Source organism: Streptomyces sp. NPDC056296, assembly GCF_042268605.1.
Lineage (GTDB): Bacteria > Actinomycetota > Actinomycetes > Streptomycetales > Streptomycetaceae > Streptomyces.
The window spans coordinates 46,845-67,640 of sequence record NZ_JBHJRX010000036.1; the positions used below are offsets into that span (position 1 = coordinate 46,845).

At 70.5% G+C, this 20,796-nt stretch carries 12 protein-coding genes, 5 tRNA genes and 1 pseudogene; 8 read left to right on the forward strand and 10 right to left on the reverse strand.

Annotated features, from left to right (window positions below; translation table 11 throughout):
* The first annotated feature begins 193 nt into the window (after positions 1-193).
* Positions 194-400, forward strand: a complete 207-nt coding sequence (bldC, locus tag ACFCZF_RS25400; RefSeq protein ID WP_003949541.1) for a developmental transcriptional regulator BldC — start codon at positions 194-196, stop codon at positions 398-400.
* 430 nt (positions 401-830) lie between these two features.
* Here the strand turns inward: bldC and ACFCZF_RS25405 are convergent, their stop codons facing one another.
* From ACFCZF_RS25405 to ACFCZF_RS25435, 7 genes are all read right to left on the reverse strand, one after another.
* The gene (locus ACFCZF_RS25405; protein ID WP_375918841.1) at positions 831-1,025 is read right to left on the reverse strand and encodes a DUF6274 family protein; all 195 of its coding nucleotides are present in this window, start codon (positions 1,023-1,025) and stop codon (positions 831-833) included.
* Between the two features lie 197 nt (positions 1,026-1,222).
* Positions 1,223-1,297, reverse strand: a tRNA-Asp gene (locus ACFCZF_RS25410).
* Between the two features lie 118 nt (positions 1,298-1,415).
* Positions 1,416-5,423 carry an ATP-dependent RNA helicase HrpA gene (gene hrpA, locus ACFCZF_RS25415; RefSeq protein WP_376673612.1) on the reverse strand — a complete coding sequence of 1,336 codons (4,008 nt, stop codon included), beginning with the start codon at positions 5,421-5,423 and terminating at the stop codon, positions 1,416-1,418.
* A gap of 104 nt (positions 5,424-5,527) precedes the next feature.
* Positions 5,528-5,601, reverse strand: a tRNA-Phe gene (locus ACFCZF_RS25420).
* A gap of 24 nt (positions 5,602-5,625) precedes the next feature.
* Positions 5,626-5,700: transfer RNA gene (locus tag ACFCZF_RS25425), tRNA-Asp, on the reverse strand.
* Positions 5,701-5,748: 48 nt separating this feature from the next.
* Positions 5,749-5,821: transfer RNA gene (locus tag ACFCZF_RS25430), tRNA-Glu, on the reverse strand.
* Between the two features lie 199 nt (positions 5,822-6,020).
* Positions 6,021-7,628, reverse strand: a complete 1,608-nt coding sequence (locus ACFCZF_RS25435; protein ID WP_376673613.1) for a metallophosphoesterase — start codon at positions 7,626-7,628, stop codon at positions 6,021-6,023.
* A 106-nt stretch (positions 7,629-7,734) separates the two neighbouring features.
* Between ACFCZF_RS25435 and ACFCZF_RS25440 the strand changes: the two genes are divergently transcribed.
* The 5 genes from ACFCZF_RS25440 to ACFCZF_RS25460 all read left to right on the forward strand — a co-directional run bounded on the left by ACFCZF_RS25440 (position 7,735) and on the right by ACFCZF_RS25460 (position 13,061).
* A complete protein-coding gene (locus tag ACFCZF_RS25440; RefSeq protein WP_189869689.1) occupies positions 7,735-8,085 on the forward strand; it encodes a metallopeptidase family protein in 351 nt (116 codons plus the stop codon).
* Positions 8,086-8,182: 97 nt separating this feature from the next.
* The gene (locus tag ACFCZF_RS25445; protein WP_376673614.1) at positions 8,183-8,728 is read left to right on the forward strand and encodes a hypothetical protein; all 546 of its coding nucleotides are present in this window, start codon (positions 8,183-8,185) and stop codon (positions 8,726-8,728) included.
* A gap of 271 nt (positions 8,729-8,999) precedes the next feature.
* Positions 9,000-11,174, forward strand: coding sequence for a DEAD/DEAH box helicase (locus ACFCZF_RS25450; protein ID WP_376673615.1), 2,175 nt, complete (start codon positions 9,000-9,002; stop codon positions 11,172-11,174).
* Between the two features lie 144 nt (positions 11,175-11,318).
* A complete protein-coding gene (locus ACFCZF_RS25455) occupies positions 11,319-12,854 on the forward strand; it encodes an amino acid permease (RefSeq protein ID WP_375918856.1) in 1,536 nt (511 codons plus the stop codon).
* A 134-nt stretch (positions 12,855-12,988) separates the two neighbouring features.
* A tRNA-Lys gene (locus ACFCZF_RS25460) sits at positions 12,989-13,061 on the forward strand.
* Between the two features lie 140 nt (positions 13,062-13,201).
* Here ACFCZF_RS25460 and ACFCZF_RS25465 read toward each other — a convergent pair.
* Positions 13,202-14,125: a LysR family transcriptional regulator gene (locus ACFCZF_RS25465; protein ID WP_376673616.1), complete on the reverse strand. Its 924-nt coding sequence runs from the start codon at positions 14,123-14,125 to the stop codon at positions 13,202-13,204.
* 110 nt (positions 14,126-14,235) lie between these two features.
* Between ACFCZF_RS25465 and ACFCZF_RS25470 the strand changes: the two are divergent.
* Positions 14,236-14,667: pseudogene (locus ACFCZF_RS25470) on the forward strand (MFS transporter); the annotation flags it as partial.
* Positions 14,668-15,175: 508 nt separating this feature from the next.
* The gene (gene pglW / locus ACFCZF_RS25475; RefSeq protein ID WP_376673617.1) at positions 15,176-19,609 is read left to right on the forward strand and encodes a BREX system serine/threonine kinase PglW; all 4,434 of its coding nucleotides are present in this window, start codon (positions 15,176-15,178) and stop codon (positions 19,607-19,609) included.
* Positions 19,610-19,669: 60 nt separating this feature from the next.
* Here the strand turns inward: pglW and ACFCZF_RS25480 are convergent, their stop codons facing one another.
* Entirely contained in the window at positions 19,670-20,014 is a 345-nt protein-coding gene (locus ACFCZF_RS25480; RefSeq protein WP_376673618.1) for a hypothetical protein, read from the reverse strand.
* Positions 20,015-20,079: 65 nt separating this feature from the next.
* A complete protein-coding gene (locus ACFCZF_RS25485) occupies positions 20,080-20,553 on the reverse strand; it encodes a hypothetical protein (RefSeq protein WP_376673619.1) in 474 nt (157 codons plus the stop codon).
* Positions 20,554-20,796: the final 243 nt, after the last annotated feature.

The following is a 20,796-nucleotide window of genomic DNA, read 5'->3' on the forward strand; positions in this document are numbered from 1 at the left end:
ATGAACACCTGGGAGGGCAATTCCATCGGTTTGGCCGACGCGGCTGGACGGATGGTGTAGTTGTAGTGCCGAGGACAAGCCGTTCGTCCTATAACCGACTCGACCCGTGTCCGCCATTTCGGGCAACGCGGGTCAAGGTGCAGAATTTAAAGGAAAGAACCGAGAAGGTTCGGTTCTCCCGAGGAGGCCGCTCATGACCGCTCGCACCCCTGATGCCGAGCCGCTGCTGACCCCGGCTGAGGTCGCCACCATGTTCCGCGTCGACCCGAAGACGGTCACGCGCTGGGCGAAGGCCGGCAAGCTCACGTCGATCCGCACGCTCGGCGGGCATCGCCGCTACCGCGAAGCCGAGGTCCGCGCTCTGCTCGCGGGCATTCCGCAGCAGCGCAGCGAGGCCTGAACAACTGAATAACCGGGCAAAACGGCAGGTCCCCCAACCCGCCGAGGCGCTCGGAACCACAGCTCCACACGACGTCGTTCCTGCCCCAACAGGGGTGCGTCGTTGATCGCGCTGGACTCCGCCGGGTCCAGCGCGATCTTTTTTGTGTCCGGTCCTGTGCCTGGTGAGGGCCTGCCGGCCGGCTCTGTGAGCGGGCTTGTCGGAGTCTGGGGAGGGGTGTCGGATCGGCTGTGCGCACGCCCTGGGAGGTAGTGCAATTGCACATATTAAATTGACTACTTGTAGGGGAGCCGTAAGTGCCACGGTTTCAAAAACTCATGCGGTGACACCCGTCACACGGCGCGACGCTTGTTGGCTCCGGCGGATGTGCGCTAGTGGAGGCGTGGGCTCCAGTAGGTCTGCGTGGCAAGGGCGTTGGGACCGACGGGGATCACGCGGTGGACGCGCTCCCATCCTCGACGCCCTCTTGACGGCCCGTCGGAGACTGCGTGGCGGGCGAGTCCAACGCCAGGCGCAGCAGCCGGTGACAGATCGGACAGTGGCGCGTCAGATGGCGGTACGACGAAGCGGCCGACAGATGCGCGCGGAGAAGGGCCCGCGTCTCGTGCCTGACCGATGCCGCCATACGCCACCTCCGGGGGTCGCACGGAGAACGTGCCCTGTCCTTTGGAGTACCGAGCGAATGTGACGCCGTCAAGGCCGCGAGAGGGGCGCTGAGGGCCTTCTGGGGGTGAGGGGGCGGGGCGCTACGAGTGGGAGAGCGCGAAGAGGCCCGCACACAAGAGAAGAGGCCCGCACCAATAGGTGCGGGCCTCTTTACTGCGGTCCTGACGGGATTTGAACCCGCGGCCTCCACCTTGACAGGGTGGCGAGCACTCCAAACTGCTCCACAGGACCAGGTTTTGCTGCGCTTTTCTCGCCCTTGCGCTGCGAGAAGAGACTCTACAGGAGGGCGAGCCCCTAGGGCGAACTCACCCTCCGTGCGCACCTCGTCACGGAATCCGCTATGGATCCGCTACGGCGCGAGCGCGTCGATCGCCTTCACGATCCGCTTGTCGGAGACGGGGTACGCCGTGCCCAGCGCGTGCGCGAAATAGCTGACCCGCAGCTCCTCGATCATCCAGCGGACGTCCAGGACCTGCTGCGGAACCGGCCGCCCCTGCGGCATCTGCTCCAGCAGCCACGCGTACTCGTCGCGCATCTCGTGGACCTTCTCCATCCGGGACGTGTCCCGCTGGACGCCGGTCGGCATCTGCTGCAGACGCCGGTCCGCGGCGACCAGGTAGCGCATCAGGTCCGGCAACCGCCTGATCCCGGCCTCCGTGACGAACCCGGGCTTCACCAGCGCGTCCAGCTGCGCCCGCACGTCCTGGAGGTTCGCCAGCAGCGCGGGGCTCCGCACGGCCTTCAGACGGCGCTCACAGGCCTGCCACGCCGCCAGCACCTGCTGCACCTGCCCCACCGTACGGACGGTCGTGTCGACGATCTCCGCGCGGACCTTGTCGTAGAGCTTGCGGTACGACTCCTCGTCCCACGCCGGCCCGCCGAAGTCCGCGATCAGCTTGTCCGCCGCCGCCGTCGCGCAGTCGTCGAACAGGGCCTGGATCGAACCGTGCGGATTCGCGGACAAGTTCAGCTTCTGCTGGTTGGTCAGCTTCTCGGACGCGAACTTCGCGGGGCTGACCGGGATGTTGCGCAGGATCAGCCGACGCGTGCCCTTCCACATCGCCTGCGCCTGCTCCGCCTCGGTGTCGAAGAGACGCACGGAGACGGTGTTCGCCTTCGGTCCGTCGTCGACCAGCGCCGGATACGCCTTCACCGGCTGACCCGCCCGACGCGTCTCGAAGACCCGGGACAGCGTGCCGATCGACCAGTCCGTCAGGCCGGCCCGCTCCAGGGACTCGCCGCCGCTGCGCTCCGCCGTGGCCGCGGCGGCCTGGGAGAGGGCCTTGCGCGCCTTCGGCCTCAACCGGAGCTTCAGGGCTTCCAGGTCCTTGTCCTCGGCCAGCTTGCGGCGCCGCTCGTCGACGATCCGGAAAGTGATCTTCAGGTGGTCGGGGACCCTCGACCAGTCGAAGTCCTCCGCGTCGAACGGCACCCCCACCATGCGCTTCAGTTCCCGCGCCATGGTCACCGTCAGCGACTCCTGGAGCGGCACGGCCCGGTCCAGGAACGCCTGCGCGTAGTTCGGCGCCGGTACGTAGTGGCGGCGGATCGGCTTGGGCAGGGACCGGATCAGCTCCATGACGACCTGCTCCCGCAGGCCCGGGATCTGCCAGTCGAAGCCCTCGTCCGTGACCTGGTTGAGCACCTGGAGCGGAACGTGCACGGTCACGCCGTCGGCGTCCGCGCCCGGCTCGAACTGGTACGTCACCCGGAACTTCAGCGGCCCCTGCCGCCAGGAGTCCGGGTAGTCGTCCTTGGTGACCGCACCCGCCTTCTCGTTGATGAGCATCTCGCGCTCGAAGTCGAGGAAGTCGGGCTGCTCGTGCCGCTTGTGCTTCCACCACGAGTCGAAATGCGCACCCGACACGGCGTGTTCGGGCACCCGCTGGTCGTAGAAGTCGAACAGCGTCTCGTCGTCGACCAGGATGTCCCGGCGCCGCGCGCGGTGCTCCAACTCCTCGACCTCGGTCAGCAGCCGGCGGTTGTCCGCGAAGAACTTGTGGTGCGTACGCCAGTCGCCCTCGACCAGGGCGTTGCGGATGAACAGCTCGCGGCTGACCTCCGGATCGATCCGCCCGTAGTTCACCTTGCGCTGCGCCACGATCGGCACGCCGTACAGCGTGACCTTCTCGTACGCCATCACGGCCGCCTGGTCCTTCTCCCAGTGCGGCTCGCTGTAGGTGCGCTTGAGGAGATGCCCGGCGAGCGGCTCCACCCACTCGGGCTCGATCTTCGCGTTGACGCGGGCCCAGAGCCGGGAGGTCTCCACCAGCTCGGCGGACATCACGAAACGCGGGGGCTTCTTGAAGAGCGCCGAGCCCGGGAAGATCGCGAACTTGGCGCTGCGCGCGCCCAGGTACTCGTTCTTCGCTGTGTTCTTCCCGCCCTCCCCCCCGGCCGTCTTCACGTCCTTCATGCCGACGTGGGAGAGCAGCCCGGCCAGCAGCGACACGTGCACGCGGTCGTCGGGGGCGGCGTTGTCCTCGTCGTTGAGATGGAGGCCCATCTGCTTGGCGACCGTACGGAGCTGCGTGTAGATGTCCTGCCACTCGCGGATCCGCAGGAAGTTGAGGAACTCCTGCTTGCACATCCGGCGGAAGGACGACGAACCCCGCTCCTTCTGCTGCTCGCGGACGTACCGCCAGAGGTTCAGGAAGGCCAGGAAGTCGCTGGTCTCGTCCTTGAAGCGGGCGTGCTGCTGGTCCGCCTGCGCCTGCTTCTCCGCCGGGCGTTCCCGCGGGTCCTGGATGGACAGCGCCGCCGCTATGACCATGACCTCGCGGACACAGCCGTTCTTGTCGGCCTCCAGCACCATCCGCGCCAGCCGCGGGTCCACGGGCAGCTGGGCCAGCTTGCGGCCGGTGTCGGTCAGCCGCTTGCGTACGTCCTTCTGCGCGGGGTCGAGTGCGCCCAGCTCCTGGAGGAGCTGCACACCGTCGCGGATGTTGCGGTGGTCCGGCGGATCGATGAAGGGGAACTTCTCGATGTCGCCGAGGCCGGCCGCGGTCATCTGCAGGATGACGGAGGCGAGGTTGGTACGGAGGATCTCGGCGTCCGTGAACTCCGGCCGGGCGACGAAGTCGTCCTCGCTGTAGAGCCGGACGCAGATGCCGTCGCTGGTGCGTCCGCAGCGGCCCTTGCGCTGGTTGGCGCTGGCCTGGGAGATCGGCTCGATGGGCAGCCGCTGGACCTTGGTGCGGTGGCTGTACCGGGAGATGCGGGCGAAGCCGGGGTCGATGACGTACTTGATGCCGGGGACGGTGAGGGAGGTCTCGGCGACGTTGGTCGCCAGAACGATCCTGCGTCCCGTGTGCTGCTGGAACACGCGGTGCTGCTCGGCGTGCGAGAGCCGCGCGTACAACGGCAGCACCTCAGTGCCGTGCCAACTAGCGCCTCCGGCGCGGGGGTACTTCTTCTTCTCCAGCGCGTCGGCCGTGTCCCGGATCTCCCGCTCACCGGAAAGGAAGACGAGGATGTCGCCCTTGCCTTCCCCCATCAGCTCCTCGACGGCGTCGGTGATCGCGGTGATCTGGTCCCGGTCGGCGTCGTCCCCGTCCTCTTCGAGAAGCGGCCGGTACCGCACCTCCACCGGATACGTCCGCCCGCTGACCTCGATGATCGGGGCGTCGCCGAAGTGCCGGGAGAAGCGTTCGGGGTCGATGGTCGCCGAGGTGATGACGACCTTGAGGTCCGGCCGTTTCGGCAGCAGCTGGGCGAGGTAGCCCAGCAGGAAGTCGATGTTGAGGGACCGCTCGTGTGCCTCGTCGATGATGATCGTGTCGTAGGCGCGCAGCTCGCGGTCGGTCTGGATCTCGGCGAGCAGGATGCCGTCCGTCATCAGCTTGATGAACGTGGCCTCCGGGTTCACCTGGTCGGTGAACCGCACCTTCCAGCCGACGGCCTCACCGAGCGGGGTGTCCAGCTCGTCCGCCACCCGCTCGGCGACGGTGCGGGCGGCGATCCGCCGCGGCTGGGTGTGCCCGATCATGCCGCGGACACCGCGGCCGAGCTCGACACAGATCTTCGGGATCTGGGTGGTCTTCCCGGACCCCGTCTCACCGGCGACGATGACGACCTGATGATCGCGGATGGCCTCCGCGATCACGTCCTTCTTCTGGCTGACGGGCAGCTGCTCGGGGTAGCTGACGGTGGGCACACGGGCCCGGCGCTCACCGATGCGCTGCTCGGCCTTGGCCACCTCCGCCTCGATCTCGGCGAGAACGGTGGCGCGGGCCTCCGGCTTACGGATCTTCCGCGCACCCTCGAGCCTGCGGCCGAGCCGGTGCGCGTCGCGCAGGGACAGCTCGGTCAGCCGGGGGGCGAGGGTGCCGAGGGCGGGGGCGGGGTGCGTAGACATACGGATCCCAGGATCTCATCCCCACGAATTTCGTGGCGAACGATTTCCGCGCAGCATCTGCGGAACACAAAACCCCCGTCGATGATCTCGACGGGGGTTGCATGTGGCTGGGGCCGGGGTCGAACCGGCGACCTATCGCTTTTCAGGCGATCGCTCGTACCAACTGAGCTACCCAGCCGCGAGGTTTCACGTGAAACCTCAGCGGTCCTGACGGGATTTGAACCCGCGGCCTCCACCTTGACAGGGTGGCGAGCACTCCAAACTGCTCCACAGGACCAAGTGGCGTGTGCGTCTTGCCGGAGCAAGTCTCTCACACCGTACCGCGTGCCCCCAACGGGATTCGAACCCGTGCTACCGCCTTGAAAGGGCGGCGTCCTGGGCCGCTAGACGATGAGGGCGACAAGCCGTTACCGCTTGCTTCGCTTTCGCCTCCGAGGAGGAGACGTGAGAAGCATGTGACTCCGCTTTCCCTCGAAAGGTTCCGCTTCTCCTTGGCCCCTGACGGGGTTCGGGACGGTCAAGCCCTGACCGCTGCCCTTGGGCACGACGAGACTGTACTACGGCTTTCGAGGCGCGGCCAAACCGAATAATGGCGGGTCACCGGGGGGAGGGGCTTGTGCCGGTAGAGGAGGGGTTTGTGCCCGTCGGGGACGGGGTCGCGCCTGGCTGGTTCTCCTTGGGGAGGTGGCGGCTGACCTCGGCCGTCGTCAGGCCCAGGCCGCCCAGCTTGATCTGGTCCCAGGCCTGGAGGCGTCGGCTGTCCCGGTCCAAGTAGAGGATCGAAGCCTGGATCGGGTCGGGGTGCTTGCCCTCGACCGCGCGCAGGCCGCTGCCGCCTGTGGAGCCCTCGATGCGCAGGCGGGTGCCGTACTTCATGAGCTCCATGTCCTCGTGGTGGACGTGACCGGCGAGGACCAGCGGAACCGCGCCGTCGACCTCCCGGGCCGCCGACGGCTCGTGGGCGACGGCGATGTCCACGGGGGTGCCGGCCGCGCTCTGGTCGCGCAGGGCGGAGGCCAGGCGGGCGCCGGCCAGTTCCTGGGAGGCCTCGGCGCCGTCCGGCTTGGAGCGGTCGGGGGTGAACTGCGGGTCGCCGATGCCGGCGAAGCGCAGGCCCGCGACGGTCCGGGCCCGGCCGTCGTCCAGGACGTGCACGTTCTTGAGGCCCTGCAGATACTCCTGGGTGACACGGGAGTCGTGGTTGCCGCGGACCCAGACGTAGGGGGCGCCGAGGTCCTCGATGGGGTCGAGGAAGCCGTTCTCGGCGGCGGTGCCGTGGTCCATCGTGTCGCCGCTGTCGACGATCACGTTCACCTTGTACTGCTCCACCAGCGAGGCGATGATCTTCCAGCTCGCCGGGTTCAGGTGGATGTCCGACACGTGCAGGACGCGGATCGTGGTCGGGTCGGGCTGGTAGGCGGGGAGCGTGGAGGTGACGTCGTAGAGCTTGGTCACGTTCGTCACCAGGCGGGCGAGTTCCTTCTGGTAGACGTCGAACTCGGTGACGATGCTGCGCGCGTTGCCGACGAGGGAGGGCGCGGAGGAGAGCAGGCCGGAGAACTTCGGTTCCAGGACCGAGTCGGGGTTCCAGGTGGCGTACGCGGTGCCGCCGGAGGCGACCAGGAGGGTGAGGGCGAGGCCGCCGGCCGCGAGGGCGCGTCGGGGGCGGCGGTAGACGGCGAGGCCGAGGGCGGTGGCGCCGGTGACGACGGCGACGCAGGAGCGGACGGCGAGGTCGAGGGTGCCGTGTTCGACGTCCTGGGCGACCTCGTCCTGGAGGCCGGAGAGGCGTTCGGGGTGGTCGACGAGTGCCTGGGCGCGGTCGGGGTCGAGCTGGTCGACGTTGACGTCGAGGCGGACGGGGGCGACGTGGCTGTCGAGCTGGAGGGCGCCCAGCGGTGAGACGTTGATCTTCGTGCCGCCGGAGACGGACGGGCGCAGGGTCATCGTCGTGTTCATGGGGCCGACCGGGACGCGGACGTCGCCCACGACCAGCAGACCCAGCCAGGCGCCGAGCAGGACGACGGCGACGAGGCCGACGGCGCGGGTCCAGGGGCGCGACCGGGGGGCGAGTTCGACCGCCGGGGACGTCCGGCGGGCTGGGTGGCGGCGGATGAGGGCGCGCGGGGCGTTGCGGATGCGCTTGCGGATGGGCTTCATCACCTCGGCCAGGGCGTGCAGGGCTGCGGCTGGAACGCGGGCCATTGGTCCCGTATGCCCATGGCCCGGTGCGGGTATGCGGGGGCGGCTGTGTCGGCGGTCGGCGCCGAAGGCTGTGTCGTATGCCACGGTCGTACCCGACAATGGGCCTGTGCTGGAGATGACGCGCGAGGAGTTCGAGGAACTGGTCGCCGAAGCCCTGGACCGGATCCCGCCGGAGCTGACGCGGCTGATGGACAACGTCGCGGTGTTCGTCGAGGACGAACCGCCGACGGACGATCCCGAGCTGCTCGGGCTGTACGAGGGGACGCCGCTGACCGAACGCGGGGAGTGGTACGCGGGCGTGCTGCCGGACCGGATCACCATCTACCGGGGGCCGACGCTGCGGTTCTGCGAGACGCGGGAGGACGTCGTCGCGGAGACGGAGGTGACGGTGGTCCACGAGATCGCGCACCACTTCGGGATCGACGACGCGCGGCTGCACGCCCTCGGGTACGGGTGACGCGCTCGGGTCAAGGTCCGCCACCCGTGGCGCGTGTCCTCTTGTGGGTGACGGGAGTTGGGCACGGCGACTCCTTGACCCCCGGAGGTGGCCGCCCGTGCGCCCCTTGTACGTTCCCGTCCGTCTGGCCGCCACGGTCGTGGCCGTCGCCGCTGTCACCGGCTGCATGAGCGTCGGCGACGACGCGTCCGGCGGGGGCGCCAAGCCGTCGCACTCCGCCGGTGAGCGGGGCGGCGAGGTACCCGAGGGCGGCCCCGCGGTGTCGGGCGGGAACGCCGGGTACGACGCGGCGGCCGACGAGGACCGGGGGCGCGGCAAGGGGAAGAAGGGCAAGGGCGACGGCAAGGGCAAGGGCGAGAAGGAGGGCGGGAAGGGGAAGGACGCCACCCCTTCGGCCCCGACGCCCGCCCGCCCGACCGGGGCCCCTCCGGCCAAGGGCGGGGACGACGAGCCCGCGCCCACCCGTACGCCGCCCGCGGAGCCCACCCGGACGGCCGAGCCGGAGCCGACGCCGCCGCCGGAGCCGCCCGCGTCCCCGACGCCGGAGCCGACGGTGGCGGAGCCGTCCTCGTCGGCGCACGAGCCCCCGGGGACGCAGCTGGCGCAGCGGGAGCCGGCTCCCGAGGCCGGGGCGCCGGCGTAGGGCGGACGGGGTCGCGCGAGGGCTCGGGCGTGGGGTGACAACCCGGCTGAGCTGGGCATGTGCTACTCGGTTTGCCTTCGGGGGTGGGGGGTGCGTATGGTGGTAGATCGTTTGATCCCATTTGCCCGGCGCCACCGCAGAGCGCGCCGTGTGGCGCGTACTCTCTCCCTTGCCGTGGTGGACCGCATTGAGGCGGTCGTATTGCGAATCGCGATTCACGGAGTTGACGGGCGCGTGCCGACTGAGAGACTCCGGAAGGTTTCGCATTCGCATGTCCATCATCAGTACTGATCACGTCGTCGTGCCCGAGAACGCCGACATCCCCGAGATCACCGAGGCGGTCGAAGACGCCGGGACCGAGGCCGTCGAGGCCGCTCCCGAGGTCACCTTCGCCGAGCTCGGCCTCCCCGAGGGCGTCGTGCGCAAGCTCGCGCAGAACGGCGTGACCACCCCCTTCCCGATCCAGGCCGCGACCATTCCGGACGCGCTGGCGGGCAAGGACATCCTCGGCCGTGGCCGCACCGGCTCCGGCAAGACCCTCTCCTTCGGTCTGCCGACCCTGGCGACGCTGTCCGGTGGCCGCACCGAGAAGCACAAGCCGCGCGCCGTCATCCTGACGCCGACCCGCGAGCTGGCCATGCAGGTGGCCGACGCGCTCCAGCCGTACGGGGACGTCCTCGGGCTGAAGATGAAGGTCGTCTGCGGCGGTACCTCCATGGGCAACCAGATCTACGCCCTGGAGCGCGGCGTCGACGTGCTCGTCGCCACCCCGGGCCGACTGCGCGACATCATCAAGCGCGGCGCCTGCTCCCTGGAGAACGTGGAGATCGCCGTCCTCGACGAGGCCGACCAGATGTCCGACCTGGGCTTCATGCCCGAGGTCACCGAGCTCCTCGACCAGGTGCCCGCGGGCGGTCAGCGGATGCTGTTCTCCGCGACCATGGAGAACGAGATCAAGACCCTCGTCGACCGGTACCTGAACAACCCGGTCAGCCATGAGGTCGACGCCGCCCAGGGCGCCGTGACGACCATGTCGCACCACATCCTGGTCGTGAAGCCCAAGGACAAGGCGCCGGTCACCGCGGCCATCGCCTCCCGCAAGGGCCGCACCATCATCTTCGTCCGCACCCAGCTGGGCGCCGACCGCGTCGCCGAGCAGCTGAGCGACTCGGGCGTGAAGGCCGACGCGCTGCACGGCGGCATGACCCAGGGCGCGCGTACCCGCACCCTGGCCGACTTCAAGGACGGTTACGTCAACGTCCTGGTCGCCACCGACGTCGCCGCGCGCGGTATCCACGTCGACGGCATCGACCTGGTCCTGAACGTCGACCCGGCCGGTGACCACAAGGACTACCTGCACCGCGCCGGCCGTACGGCGCGCGCGGGCCGTACCGGCACCGTCGTCTCCCTCTCCCTGCCGCACCAGCGGCGCCAGATCTTCCGGCTGATGGAGGACGCGGGCGTCGACGCCACGCGCCACATCATCCAGGGCGGCGCGGCCTTCGAGCCGGAGGTCGCCGAGATCACCGGGGCCCGGTCGATGACCGAGGTCCAGGCCGAGTCCGCGGGCAACGCGGCGCAGCAGGCCGAGCGCGAGGTCGCCCAGCTCAACAAGGAGCTGGAGCGTGCCCAGCGGCGCGCGACCGAGCTGCGCGAGGAGGCCGACCGGCTGGTCGCCAGGGCCGCGCGGGAGCGCGGCGAGGACCCGGAGACGGTGCTGGCCGAGGTGGCCGCCGCCGCGTCCGGGACGGCGGAGGCCGAGGTCTCGCTGCCCGAGCAGCCGGGCGCGCGGGACGTGGAGAAGGTGGAGAAGGCCGAGCGGAGCGGCGGCGGCAGCGGCCGGGACCGCTTCGCCGACCGCGGCGACCGTTCCTACGACCGGGGTGACCGTGGCGGCGACCGTGGTGGTCGCTCCTTCGACCGTCGTGATGACCGCGGTGGCGACCGTGGTGGCTTCCGCCGTGACGACCGGGGTGACCGTGGCGGTGACCGTGGTGGGCGTTCGTTCGACCGTCGTGACGACCGTGGTGGCCGTTCCTTCGACCGTCGTGATGACCGCGGTGGCGACCGTGGTGGCTTCCGCCGTGACGACCGGGGTGACCGTGGCGGTGACCGTGGTGGGCGTTCGTTCGACCGTCGTGACGACCGTGGTGGTCGCTCCTTCGACCGTCGTGACGACCGCGGCGACCGTGGTGGGCACCGTGGCAGCGACCGTCCGTTCAACCGTGACCGCCAGGGCGACCGCCCCGGCAGCGACCGTCCGTTCAACCGTGACCGCCAGGGCGACCGCCCCGGCAGCGACCGTCCGTTCAACCGCGACCGTCAGGGCGACCGCCCCGGCTTCCGCTCCGGCGGTCACGACCGCCCGTACGGCCGTCGTGACGACCACCGCGGTTCCTCCTTCGGCCGCCGCGACGACAAGCCGCGCTGGAAGCGCAACGGCTGACGTCTGAACGTCTGAACGCCTGAACGTCTGAACGCGAAGTGGCCTCCGCCCCACCGGGTGGAGGCCACTTCGCTTTGTTCAGGCGCTTTGTTCAGGCCGCTGAGTGACGCATGTCACGCCCGTCGCAAGGGAATTGCTGGGGGCATGACAGATGACGCCAAGGCGAGCGGTCTCTCGGACGAGGAACGGCTGGCCCAGCTCGGCTACACCCAGGTTCTGGCCCGCCGCATGTCGGCGTTCTCCAACTACGCGGTCTCCTTCACCATCATCTCGGTCCTCTCGGGCTGCCTGACCCTCTATCTCTTCGGCATGAACACGGGCGGCCCCGCCGTCATCACGTGGGGCTGGGTCGCCGTCGGCCTGATGACCCTCTTCGTCGGCCTGGCCATGGCCGAGATCTGCTCGGCGTACCCGACCTCGGCGGGCCTGTACTTCTGGGCGCACCGCCTCGCACCGCCCCGTACGGCGGCGGCCTGGGCGTGGTTCACGGGCTGGTTCAACGTGCTGGGCCAGGTCGCGGTGACCGCCGGCATCGACTTCGGCGCCGCGTCCTTCCTGGGCGCCTACCTGAACCTCCAGTTCGGCTTCGAGGTCACGCCGGGCCGCACGATCCTCCTCTTCGCGGCCATCCTGATCCTGCACGGCCTGCTGAACACCTTCGGCGTCGGCATCGTCGGCCTCCTCAACAGCATCAGCGTCTGGTGGCACGTCGTCGGCGTCGCGGTCATCGTCGGCGCGCTGACCTTCGCCCCCGACCAGCACCAGTCGGCGTCCTTCGTCTTCGGCGAGTTCGTCAACAACACCGGCTGGGGCAGCGGCGTCTACGTCGTCCTCATCGGTCTCCTCATGGCCCAGTACACCTTCACCGGCTACGACGCCTCGGCCCACATGACCGAGGAGACGCACGACGCGTCCACGGCCGGCCCGAAGGGCATCGTCCGCGCCATCTGGACCTCCTGGATCGCCGGCTTCGTCCTCCTCCTGGGCTTCACCTTCGCCATCCAGTCCTACGAGGGCGCCCTGACGTCCCCCACGGGGGCGCCGCCCGCCCAGATCCTGCTCGACGCCCTCGGCGCGACCGCCGGAAAGCTGCTCCTCCTCGTCGTCATCGGAGCGCAGCTCTTCTGCGGGATGGCGTCGGTGACCGCCAACAGCCGCATGATCTACGCCTTCTCCCGCGACGGCGCGCTGCCCTTCTCCCACGTCTGGCACACGGTCAACCCGCGCACCCGCACGCCGGTCGCGGCGGTCTGGCTCGCGGCACTGGCCGCGCTGGTCCTCGGCCTGCCCTACCTGATCAACGTCACGGCGTACGCGGCGGTGACGTCGATCGCCGTCATCGGCCTGTACATCGCGTACGTCATCCCGACCCTGCTGCGCCTGCGCAAGGGCGAGGCCTTCGAGCGCGGACCGTGGCACCTGGGCCGCTGGTCCCGGGCGATCGGCGTGGTCGCGGTGACGTGGGTCGGCGTCATCACGATCCTGTTCATGCTGCCGCAGGTCTCCCCGGTCACCTGGGAGACCTTCAACTACGCGCCGATCGCCGTCCTGGTCGTCCTCGGCTTCGCCGCGACCTGGTGGCTGGCCTCGGCCCGCCACTGGTTCCTCAACCCCGACCACGAACGCACCAGGGCCCGCGCCGCCGCCCGCGCGAACGCCCCCGAGCCGGTGGATCCGTAGCCGCCCCGTCCCCTGTCTCCCGCGTCCGGCGCTACCGGCATCACCGGCGCGACGCGGCCGTGACCCCGATACCCGATCGGCGTCCCGGCCGCGTCGGGCTATGCTCGGTGTGGCAACATCACGCAACACGCCCCGGGCCCTTAGCTCAATTGGCAGAGCAGTGGACTTTTAATCCATTGGTTGTGGGTTCGAGTCCCACAGGGCCTACGGTTCGCAGGCGGGCGCACCCTCCTTGACCCACCACACAGCGCCCGGGTCAGCTTCGGCCGACCCGGGCGCCGACTCGTTTCCGGGCTCGTCCCGGCGGCGATGGCCGCCGAGTGTGGCGGCGAAGCGCTCCACGCGTGTCAGGTCGGCAGCGCCGTCCGCGGTTGCTCCCGCGTTACCTCCCGCGTCACCTCGCGGGCCGCGCCGGCGAACGCCTCCACCGCACCGGTGTCGTTCCCGGCCCGCCACACCAGGCCGTATCCGACAGGTTCCGCGTCGACGAAGGGGAGGTACGCGACGCCCGGCCGCGCGTAGTACGTCGTCGTGTGCGCGGCTGCGAGCAGCGCGCCCCTGCCGCCCGCGACCAGCATCAACGCCTCCTGCATGTTGGTCACCGCCGGCCCGCGCGCGATCGGCCGCCCGCCCGGTGTGTGCGTGGGGACGTGCTGCTCCAGCCAGTAGTCCGGCAGTCGGCCCTCGATCGTGAGCACGGGGATGCCAGCGAGGTCCTCCATGGGCACCGAGTCCCGCGCGGCGAGCGGGTGCGCCGAGGAGACGGCGAGGACGCGTTCTTCGGAGACCAGCGCCGGGCCGCCGCCCAGATCGTCCTCGCGCACCGGGAACTCCTGCAGCTGGACGTCGAATTCACCGCGGCGCAGCTGCCCGTACGGGTCGGACAGTGGGACCTCGCAGATCTCCACAGCGAGCCCGGGGTGGCTGACCCGCAGTGCCTCCGTCGCCTTCAGCACGATCTCGCCGGTCAGCGGGTTGGAGAACCCGACGTGCAGCACGGTGTCGGTGCCGCGTGCGGTGGCGGCGGCGCGGGCGAGGGCGGCCTGCATCGCGCGGTGGTGCGGTTCCAGGTCCGTACGCAACTGGCTGCCCAGAGTCGTGAGGGCGACCCGGCGGCTGGTGCGTACGAACAACGGCGCGCCGACGCGCCGCTCCAGGCGCTGCACGAGCTGGCTGGCCCGGGCCCGGGAGAGCCGCATCCGGTCGGCCGTGCGGCCGAAGTGCAGCTCGTCGGCGAGCAGCAGAAAGCACTCGATCTCGTTGCGTTCCATCGAATCCCCCAGGTGAACCGGATCGGTAAGCCCGGCTGAACGAACGTCTCGTTCTTCGCCGTTGTTCCGGCCGGTGCCCCGGCCGATGGTGAGTGAGCCGCCATCCTCAATCACTCGCGTACGCCCTCTTCCTGCCGGTCGGCGCCGACTGGACCTACCTGACCATGCTGCCGAGCCTGGTGCTGATCGGCGTCGCCTTCTCGCTGGCCTACGGTCCGCTCACCATCGTCGCCACCGAAGGTGTCAAGGAGGAGGAGCAGGGCCTGGCCGGCGGGCTGCTCTACACCTCGTTCCAGTTCGGCGCGGCGGTGGGACTCTCGGGAGCGGCGACCGTCAACGTCGCCGCCACCGCGTCGGACTCACCGGACGCGTTGCTGGAGGGGTACCGGGCGGCGCTTTGGGTGCCGCTCGCCGCGGCCCTGCTCGCGACGCTCATCAGCGGCTTCGGGCTGCGCTCCCGCCGGTCCGCGGACAGCCGGGTGCTCGGCGGGGGCGAACGGCCGGCCGACGACAGCCCGTCCGAACTTCCCGCTGCCCGCTGACGCTCCCTCCGAAGAACAGGGCTGAGAGTTTCGGAGAACAGCCGGGACATGGCGGCGGGGCGAGGTGTGGGCGTCGTCGCCACGGGCCGGCAGCCCAGGTGATTATCGGTGAGGAAGGGCTGTCACGCTGGGTGTCCCACGTGACCCGTTTCCTGCGCGGGCCGCGGACAATGCCCACGGATGCAGCGAACATGGCGGCCAGCGCGTTGGACGTCCAGTAAGCGAGCGGATAGAACGGCTCCAGCAGGTAGGACCTGGTCAGCGTAAGGGCCCGCGAGGCGGCGACGGCGTCGCCCCACCGTTTCTCGCACGGCTCTCAGGCGACGCATATTCCCGATATGCGGTCAATCGGGCAAACGCCTGCCACTAGGATGCCGCTGGAGGTCAGGCGCGGCGCGTGCGCGGGCAGGCCCGGTCGGCCCACCGGATGCGGCTGGTGCGCACTTGGTGTGCTGCGGCCCTGGGTCTCCGTCCTGCACCCATGTCCCACTGCCCGAGGAGGCCCTCAGTGACGCCAGCCGCGCGGCCGTCCGCTCCCAAGCCCGGACCGCCCCCGGTGCGCGAACGCTGGTTCCAGCCGAGGCGCAGTGGCCATGCGTGGGAACAGGAGGGGCTGGACCATGTCCGGCAGCGGATGCCGAAGGCTGAGCCCTACCGGGCGTGGGCGACGTTTCAGTTCACCGGTCCTTCCGGCCGGGTCAGCGAGTGCGACCTGCTGATCGCCGTGCCCGGCGGCGTGTATCTGCTGGAACTGAAGGGCCACCCGGGCCGGGTCGTGAACCACGGGGACACCTGGCAGTTCCACGACGACCGGGTACGCACGATCAAGAATCCCCTGCATCTGACCGATCTCAAGGCCAAGGAGCTGAAGGACCAGCTGGCGCGGGCCGCACGTGCCATGAACGAGGACCCCAGGCGGGTCCCCTTCATCAAACCCGCTGTCTTCCTCCACGATCCCGACCTGGTGAGTGGCCTCGACGAGTTCCAGCGGACCGGTGTCTACGGACGTGACGGCGGCGGGAGCGGCCTGCCCGGGATCTGGGGCGGGCTGCTGAGCCTGCCGCCCGAGCGCGAGAGCTGGCGCGTCACCCCGCAGACCAGTCGGCTGCTCGAAGAGCTGATGAAGCGCATCGGGGTCAGCCACTCGACGGCGCACCTGCGCTTCGGCGACGACTGGCGGCTGGAGCCCCGCGCGCTGGACGCGGGCCCGGGCTGGGAGGACCGGATCGCGGAGCGCGACGACGGCCTGGTCCGGGAAAACGGCCGGGTGCGGATCTACCTGGCCGGAGAGGCCGCCTCGCAGCATCAGCGGGACCAGGTGGACCGGGCGGCTCGCCGCGAGTACCACGTGCTGCAGGGCATCAACCACCGCGGCATCGTGCAGGCGGTGCAGATCCAGGAGCATGCCAGCGGTCCGGCGATCCTGTTCCGGCACCGCAGGTCGGACCTGCGCCTCGACGCCTACCTGGACGCGTACGGTGGTCGGCTCAGCCCGGAGGCCCGGACGGACCTGGTCCGGCAGCTTGCCGAGGCGGTGCGCTACGCCCACAACCGCTCGCTCTACCACCGTGCTCTGTCCGCCCGGTCGGTGTACGTGTCGGCGCGGGAGGACGGCAGCGAGCCGGTGCTGCGCATCGCGGACTGGCAGACCGCCGCCCGCGACTTCAAGACCACGATGCACCACACGCTCGGTGACACCCCGCTGGACGGGGACTTGATCGCGGACGTGGCGCACGTGTACCTCGCCCCCGAAACCGATCAGGAGTTCGCCGACCCGGTGGACCTCGACGTGTTCGGGCTGGGCAGCCTCGCGTACCTGCTGCTCACCGGGCGCCCGCCGGCCGACCGGCGCAGCGCCCTGGTGGACCGGCTGCGGGAGGAGGGCGGCCTGCACCCGTACGCCGTCGCCGACGGGGTGTCCACCGCCCTGGACTCCCTGGTCTTCCGCGCCACAGCGGCCGACGTACAGGACCGGCTGACGTCGGCCGAGGAGTTCCTGCGGCTGCTGGACGCGGCCGAGGCCGACGCCGCGGCACCCGAGCCGGCCGGGGCGGCGGCCCCTGACCCCCTGACGGTGCAGCCGGGCCAGCCGCTCGACGCCACCTGGACGGTGGCCCGGGTGCTCGGCACCGGTGCGACGGCGCGCGCCCTTCTGGTGCGCCGCACGGAGGGCGAACCGGGCGGCGAAGCGGATTCCCCGAGAGTGTTCAAGGTCGCGCTCGACCACGAGAAGGACGCCCGGCTCACCGCGGAGGCCGCGGCTCTCAAGGAGGTCGGCGGCGGACGCATCGTGAAGCTGCTGGCCGAGCCGCGTGAGCTCGGCGGGCGCATGATCCTGGAGATCGAGTACGCGGGTGGCTTCCGGCCGGCCGGCGACCGTGAGCCGGTGAGTCTCGGCTCCAGGCTGCGCGGCGAGGGAGCCCTCGGCTACGACCAGCTGGAGCGCTTCGGCAACGACCTGTTCGAGGCCCTGGACAGCCTCTCCGCGCGCGGCGTGCGGCACCGGGACATCAAGCCGGACAACCTGGGTCTGTTCAAGCGCAGTGACGGCTCCTGGCAGCTGATGCTGTTCGACTTCTCGCTGGCCGACGCGCCCGACCAGGACCTGCACGCGGGTACGCGTGGTTACCTCGACCCGTTCCTGGGCGGCAGCAGGCGTGAACGCTACGACGACCACGCGGAGTGGTACGCCGCGGCGGTCACGCTGCACGAGATGGCCTCGGGCGAGCGCCCGGTGTGGGGCGACGGCCAGGGCAACCCGCTCACGGCCACCGACGCCGAACTGCATGTCGCGGGCGAGCTGTTCGACCAGGCGCTCCGCGACGGCCTGAGCGACTTCTTCCAGCGTGCCCTGCACCGTGACGTCGAGCGGCGCTACGACAGCCTGCGCGAGATGCAGGAGGCATGGCGACGCCTGTTCCGTACGGCGGACAAGGCACCCCCCGCCACCACCCCCGCCACGGTCGGGATGACGGTCGAGGACATCGAGGAAGCCCGCGACCGGGCCGCCGAGGCGGCGGAGCCGGGCACTCCGCTGGATGCCGCGGGACTGTCCCCGCGTGCCGTGTCCGTCGCCGCCGCCCTCGGCGCGTCCACGGTCGGCGCTCTGCTCGACATTGCCCCGCACACCATTTCCCGCGCCCGCGGCGCGGGCAACGTGATCCGCAAGGAGCTCAACCGCCGCCACCGCCAGTGGACGCAGGCCCTGCGCAAGCGTGCCGCCCGGCCCGCCGCGGCCGTCCCCGCGGACGCGCCCGAGGACGCGCTGGAGTCCGTGGAGACGCTGGCGGCCCGGCTCACACCGCCGGAGGGCAAGCGCCGTACGAAGCCTCGCCCCGACGTCGTACGGGCCATGCTCCAGCTGCCGGGCGCCGAACGGCTGGAACTGTGGCCCGCGCAGTCGGCCATCGCCCGCGCACTGGGCATCACCCAGACCACCGTCTCCCATCACCAGCAGGCCGCCGTCGAGCTGTGGTCGGCCCTCGGGTGGCTGCGCCGGGTACGGGACGAGATGGTGGCGATCCTGTCCGAACAGGGCAGGGTCATGACCGCCGAGGAACTCGCCGTGGACCTGCGTGCTCGGCACGGGGCGGGCGACAGCGATCCCGCCGACACGCTGGCGCAGGCGCTGGCCGTGGTCCGGGCCGCTGCGGAGGCGGAGTACCGCAAGCGCGAGGAGACCACCGGCCCCGACGCCGAGCCGCCGGCCCGGCTGGCGGTCCTGCGGCGCGGTGGAAGGGTCCTGCTGGCCCTGGAGGACCAGCTTGGCACCGACGACCCCACCCCGGCCGAACTCGCGGACTACGCCACGATGCTGGGCGAGGCGGCCGTCGCGGTCGCCCGGCGCGACCCCCTGCCGGGCCGGGCGACGGTACTGCGCGAACTGCGTGAGGTGCCCGCACCGGAGGGCATGACGGCCATCGCGGACACCCGGCTCGTCGACCTGGCGGCGGCCATGACGCCCGGCGTCTCCGTCTCCCCGCGCCTGGAACTCTTCCCGCTGGACCTGGACCTGGTCCGTGCCCTGCGGATCTCCCAGGCTCCCGCGGGCGTGCGCGCCGACGCCGGCATAGGCGTCGCGGACCTGGTCGCCCGTATCCGCGCCCGTTTCCCCGGCCTGGAGGTCCTGGCCGACACCACGTACGTGGATCTGGAGGAGGCCCTCGCCCAGACCGACTTCCCGCTCACCTACGACCACCAGCGCAAGCGGTTCATGCCCCGGGTCCGCGAGGCCGACGGCAGCCGTTACGAACCGTCGGTGTCCATGCTCACCAGCACTGGCACGCTCGTCGCCGCCGCGCAGGGTGAGCTGGCCCTGGGCAACGACCCGCGCCGGATCATGGCGGCGCGGCTGCAGGCGGCACGCCGGCGTGGCGGGTTCCTCGCCCTCACCGTCAAGGCCGCCGAGCTTGTGGGGGTCGCGGAGCGGCTGGCAGAGCGCTTCGGGGTCGTGCCCGTGTCGCTGGACGACCTGTTCCTCACGGCGCTGCGGGAGCTGGCCGCCGAGAACGGCGTCGAATGGCAAGCACTCTTGCGCGCGGACGCCGCGTTCGCCACCTCGGGCACGCTCGGCGCGGGCCTCGCCTCCTACGCCCGGGCCGCGACCGAGCGGGTCGCCGAGCGAGCCGTGGGCCTTGCGGAGAAGTCGGGCCCGCGTACGGTGCTCTTCGCTCACGAGGCCGCGCTCACCGCCCGCTACTGGACCGCTGGAGGCCGGGAACTGCTCGTCAGGCTCCAGGACTTCGCCCGCCGCCCGGCCGACATCCCACATGGGCTGTGGCTGCTGGTCCCCATGGAGGACCCGGACGCGTCGCCCGCGCTGGACGGGCGGACGGTGGACATCCCGGACCGCAGGAGTGAGTGGGAGCCGCTGAAGGGGCTGTTCCTCAAGGAGTTGAAGGCCCGGGACGCTGCCGCTGACCAGCCGGCGGGACGGGGCTGACGCGTTGCCGAGAGGCCGGCCCGTTGCTGCGCGACGGGCCGGCCTTCCGCAGCAGGGAGCTCAGGACAGGCGGCGCCCCAGCTTCGCCGACTGCCGGTTGTACCCCTTGGTGTCCCACCACTCCTCCAGCAGCGCACGTACCAGGTGCACGAGTTGCTGGAGGCGGGCGGGGTCCGGGGCCGGCGAGTCGAGGACGTCGGTGAAGGAGCTGTCCTCCCAGGGCAGACCGACGGTCCATCGTTCGTCCGGCCGGCCCGGCTGCTTCACCGTCAGGTCGTACGTCAGCAGAGCGTGGCCTCCCGGATGCCGCTCGACCGACAGTCCGGTGATGCCGAACCGCACACTGCCGTCACCGGTGGTGTAGGAGCGGGCCAGTGCCCGCTCGGCCGGTGTCTGCGCGGTCATGCGTGCCCCTTCACGTTTCCGGCCCGTGAGCACGGGTCGGCGTGCGTCTCGCGCTCAACCGGCGCTCAGCACTTGGCGGCCGTGGCGGCTGCCGCCGACTGGTTCACCTTGTATGCCGTCAGCAGGTCGTTGGTTCCGGCCGGGGTGCCGATGATCGTCCGGAACTTCTCGATGCGCGGGCAGGATTTGGTGTAGGTGGAGTACCCGCCCCGGCCGTTGGCGCTGCCGGACCAGATGGCCGTGCTTATCTTCTTGTCCATGGTCGCGTTCCAGCCGTGGCGGGCCTTGATGTGCTTCCACCCCCACGTCTTGGTGCCGCAGCGCAGCGTGTAGAACTGCGGGCCACGGTAGTACTTGCGGACCACGTAGTTCCGGCTGTGGCTCCTGCACGTGGCGTCGATGCTGTCGACGGCGATGCCGACGGCCCGGCCGTCAGGGTCGGGCGCGGCGGACGCGGAGGTGGCCGGTACCAGCAGAGCCGAGGCGGCGACAGCGGTCACCAGTGCTGCGCCGGCAGTGTTGAAAGCGAGGCGAGGCAAGCTTTCCCCCTTGTGACGATGGCCCCCGTGGTCAGCGGAGGCACGTTGGCTGGCCCCTAGTCCAGGGCCGCGTACAGCCCAACATGATCCGTTCGGAGGGAACAAGAGAGGTTTCAAGCCGCTGTTGACCCTTTGGCCGCAAAGCGCCGAAAGCAGTTCATTGCTCGCCGGAACCATCAACAGCTGTCGGCGCGGGCCTGGTTCGGCGGCAGCAGATCTTGGAGGGCCAGGTGATTGTCACCG

Bases quoted from the DNA above. Each gene is read 5' to 3' on its own strand.
- ACFCZF_RS25480 (WP_376673618.1), bottom strand. From the start codon at position 20,014: ATGACCGCGCAGACACCGGCCGAGCGGGCACTGGCCCGCTCCTACACC.
- ACFCZF_RS25450 (WP_376673615.1), top strand. From the start codon at position 9,000: ATGTCCATCATCAGTACTGATCACGTCGTCGTGCCCGAGAACGCCGAC.
- ACFCZF_RS25435 (WP_376673613.1), bottom strand. From the start codon at position 7,628: ATGGCCCGCGTTCCAGCCGCAGCCCTGCACGCCCTGGCCGAGGTGATG.
- bldC (WP_003949541.1), top strand. From the start codon at position 194: ATGACCGCTCGCACCCCTGATGCCGAGCCGCTGCTGACCCCGGCTGAG.
- hrpA (WP_376673612.1), bottom strand. From the start codon at position 5,423: ATGTCTACGCACCCCGCCCCCGCCCTCGGCACCCTCGCCCCCCGGCTG.
- ACFCZF_RS25405 (WP_375918841.1), bottom strand. From the start codon at position 1,025: ATGGCGGCATCGGTCAGGCACGAGACGCGGGCCCTTCTCCGCGCGCAT.
- ACFCZF_RS25465 (WP_376673616.1), bottom strand. From the start codon at position 14,125: ATGGAACGCAACGAGATCGAGTGCTTTCTGCTGCTCGCCGACGAGCTG.
- ACFCZF_RS25455 (WP_375918856.1), top strand. From the start codon at position 11,319: ATGACAGATGACGCCAAGGCGAGCGGTCTCTCGGACGAGGAACGGCTG.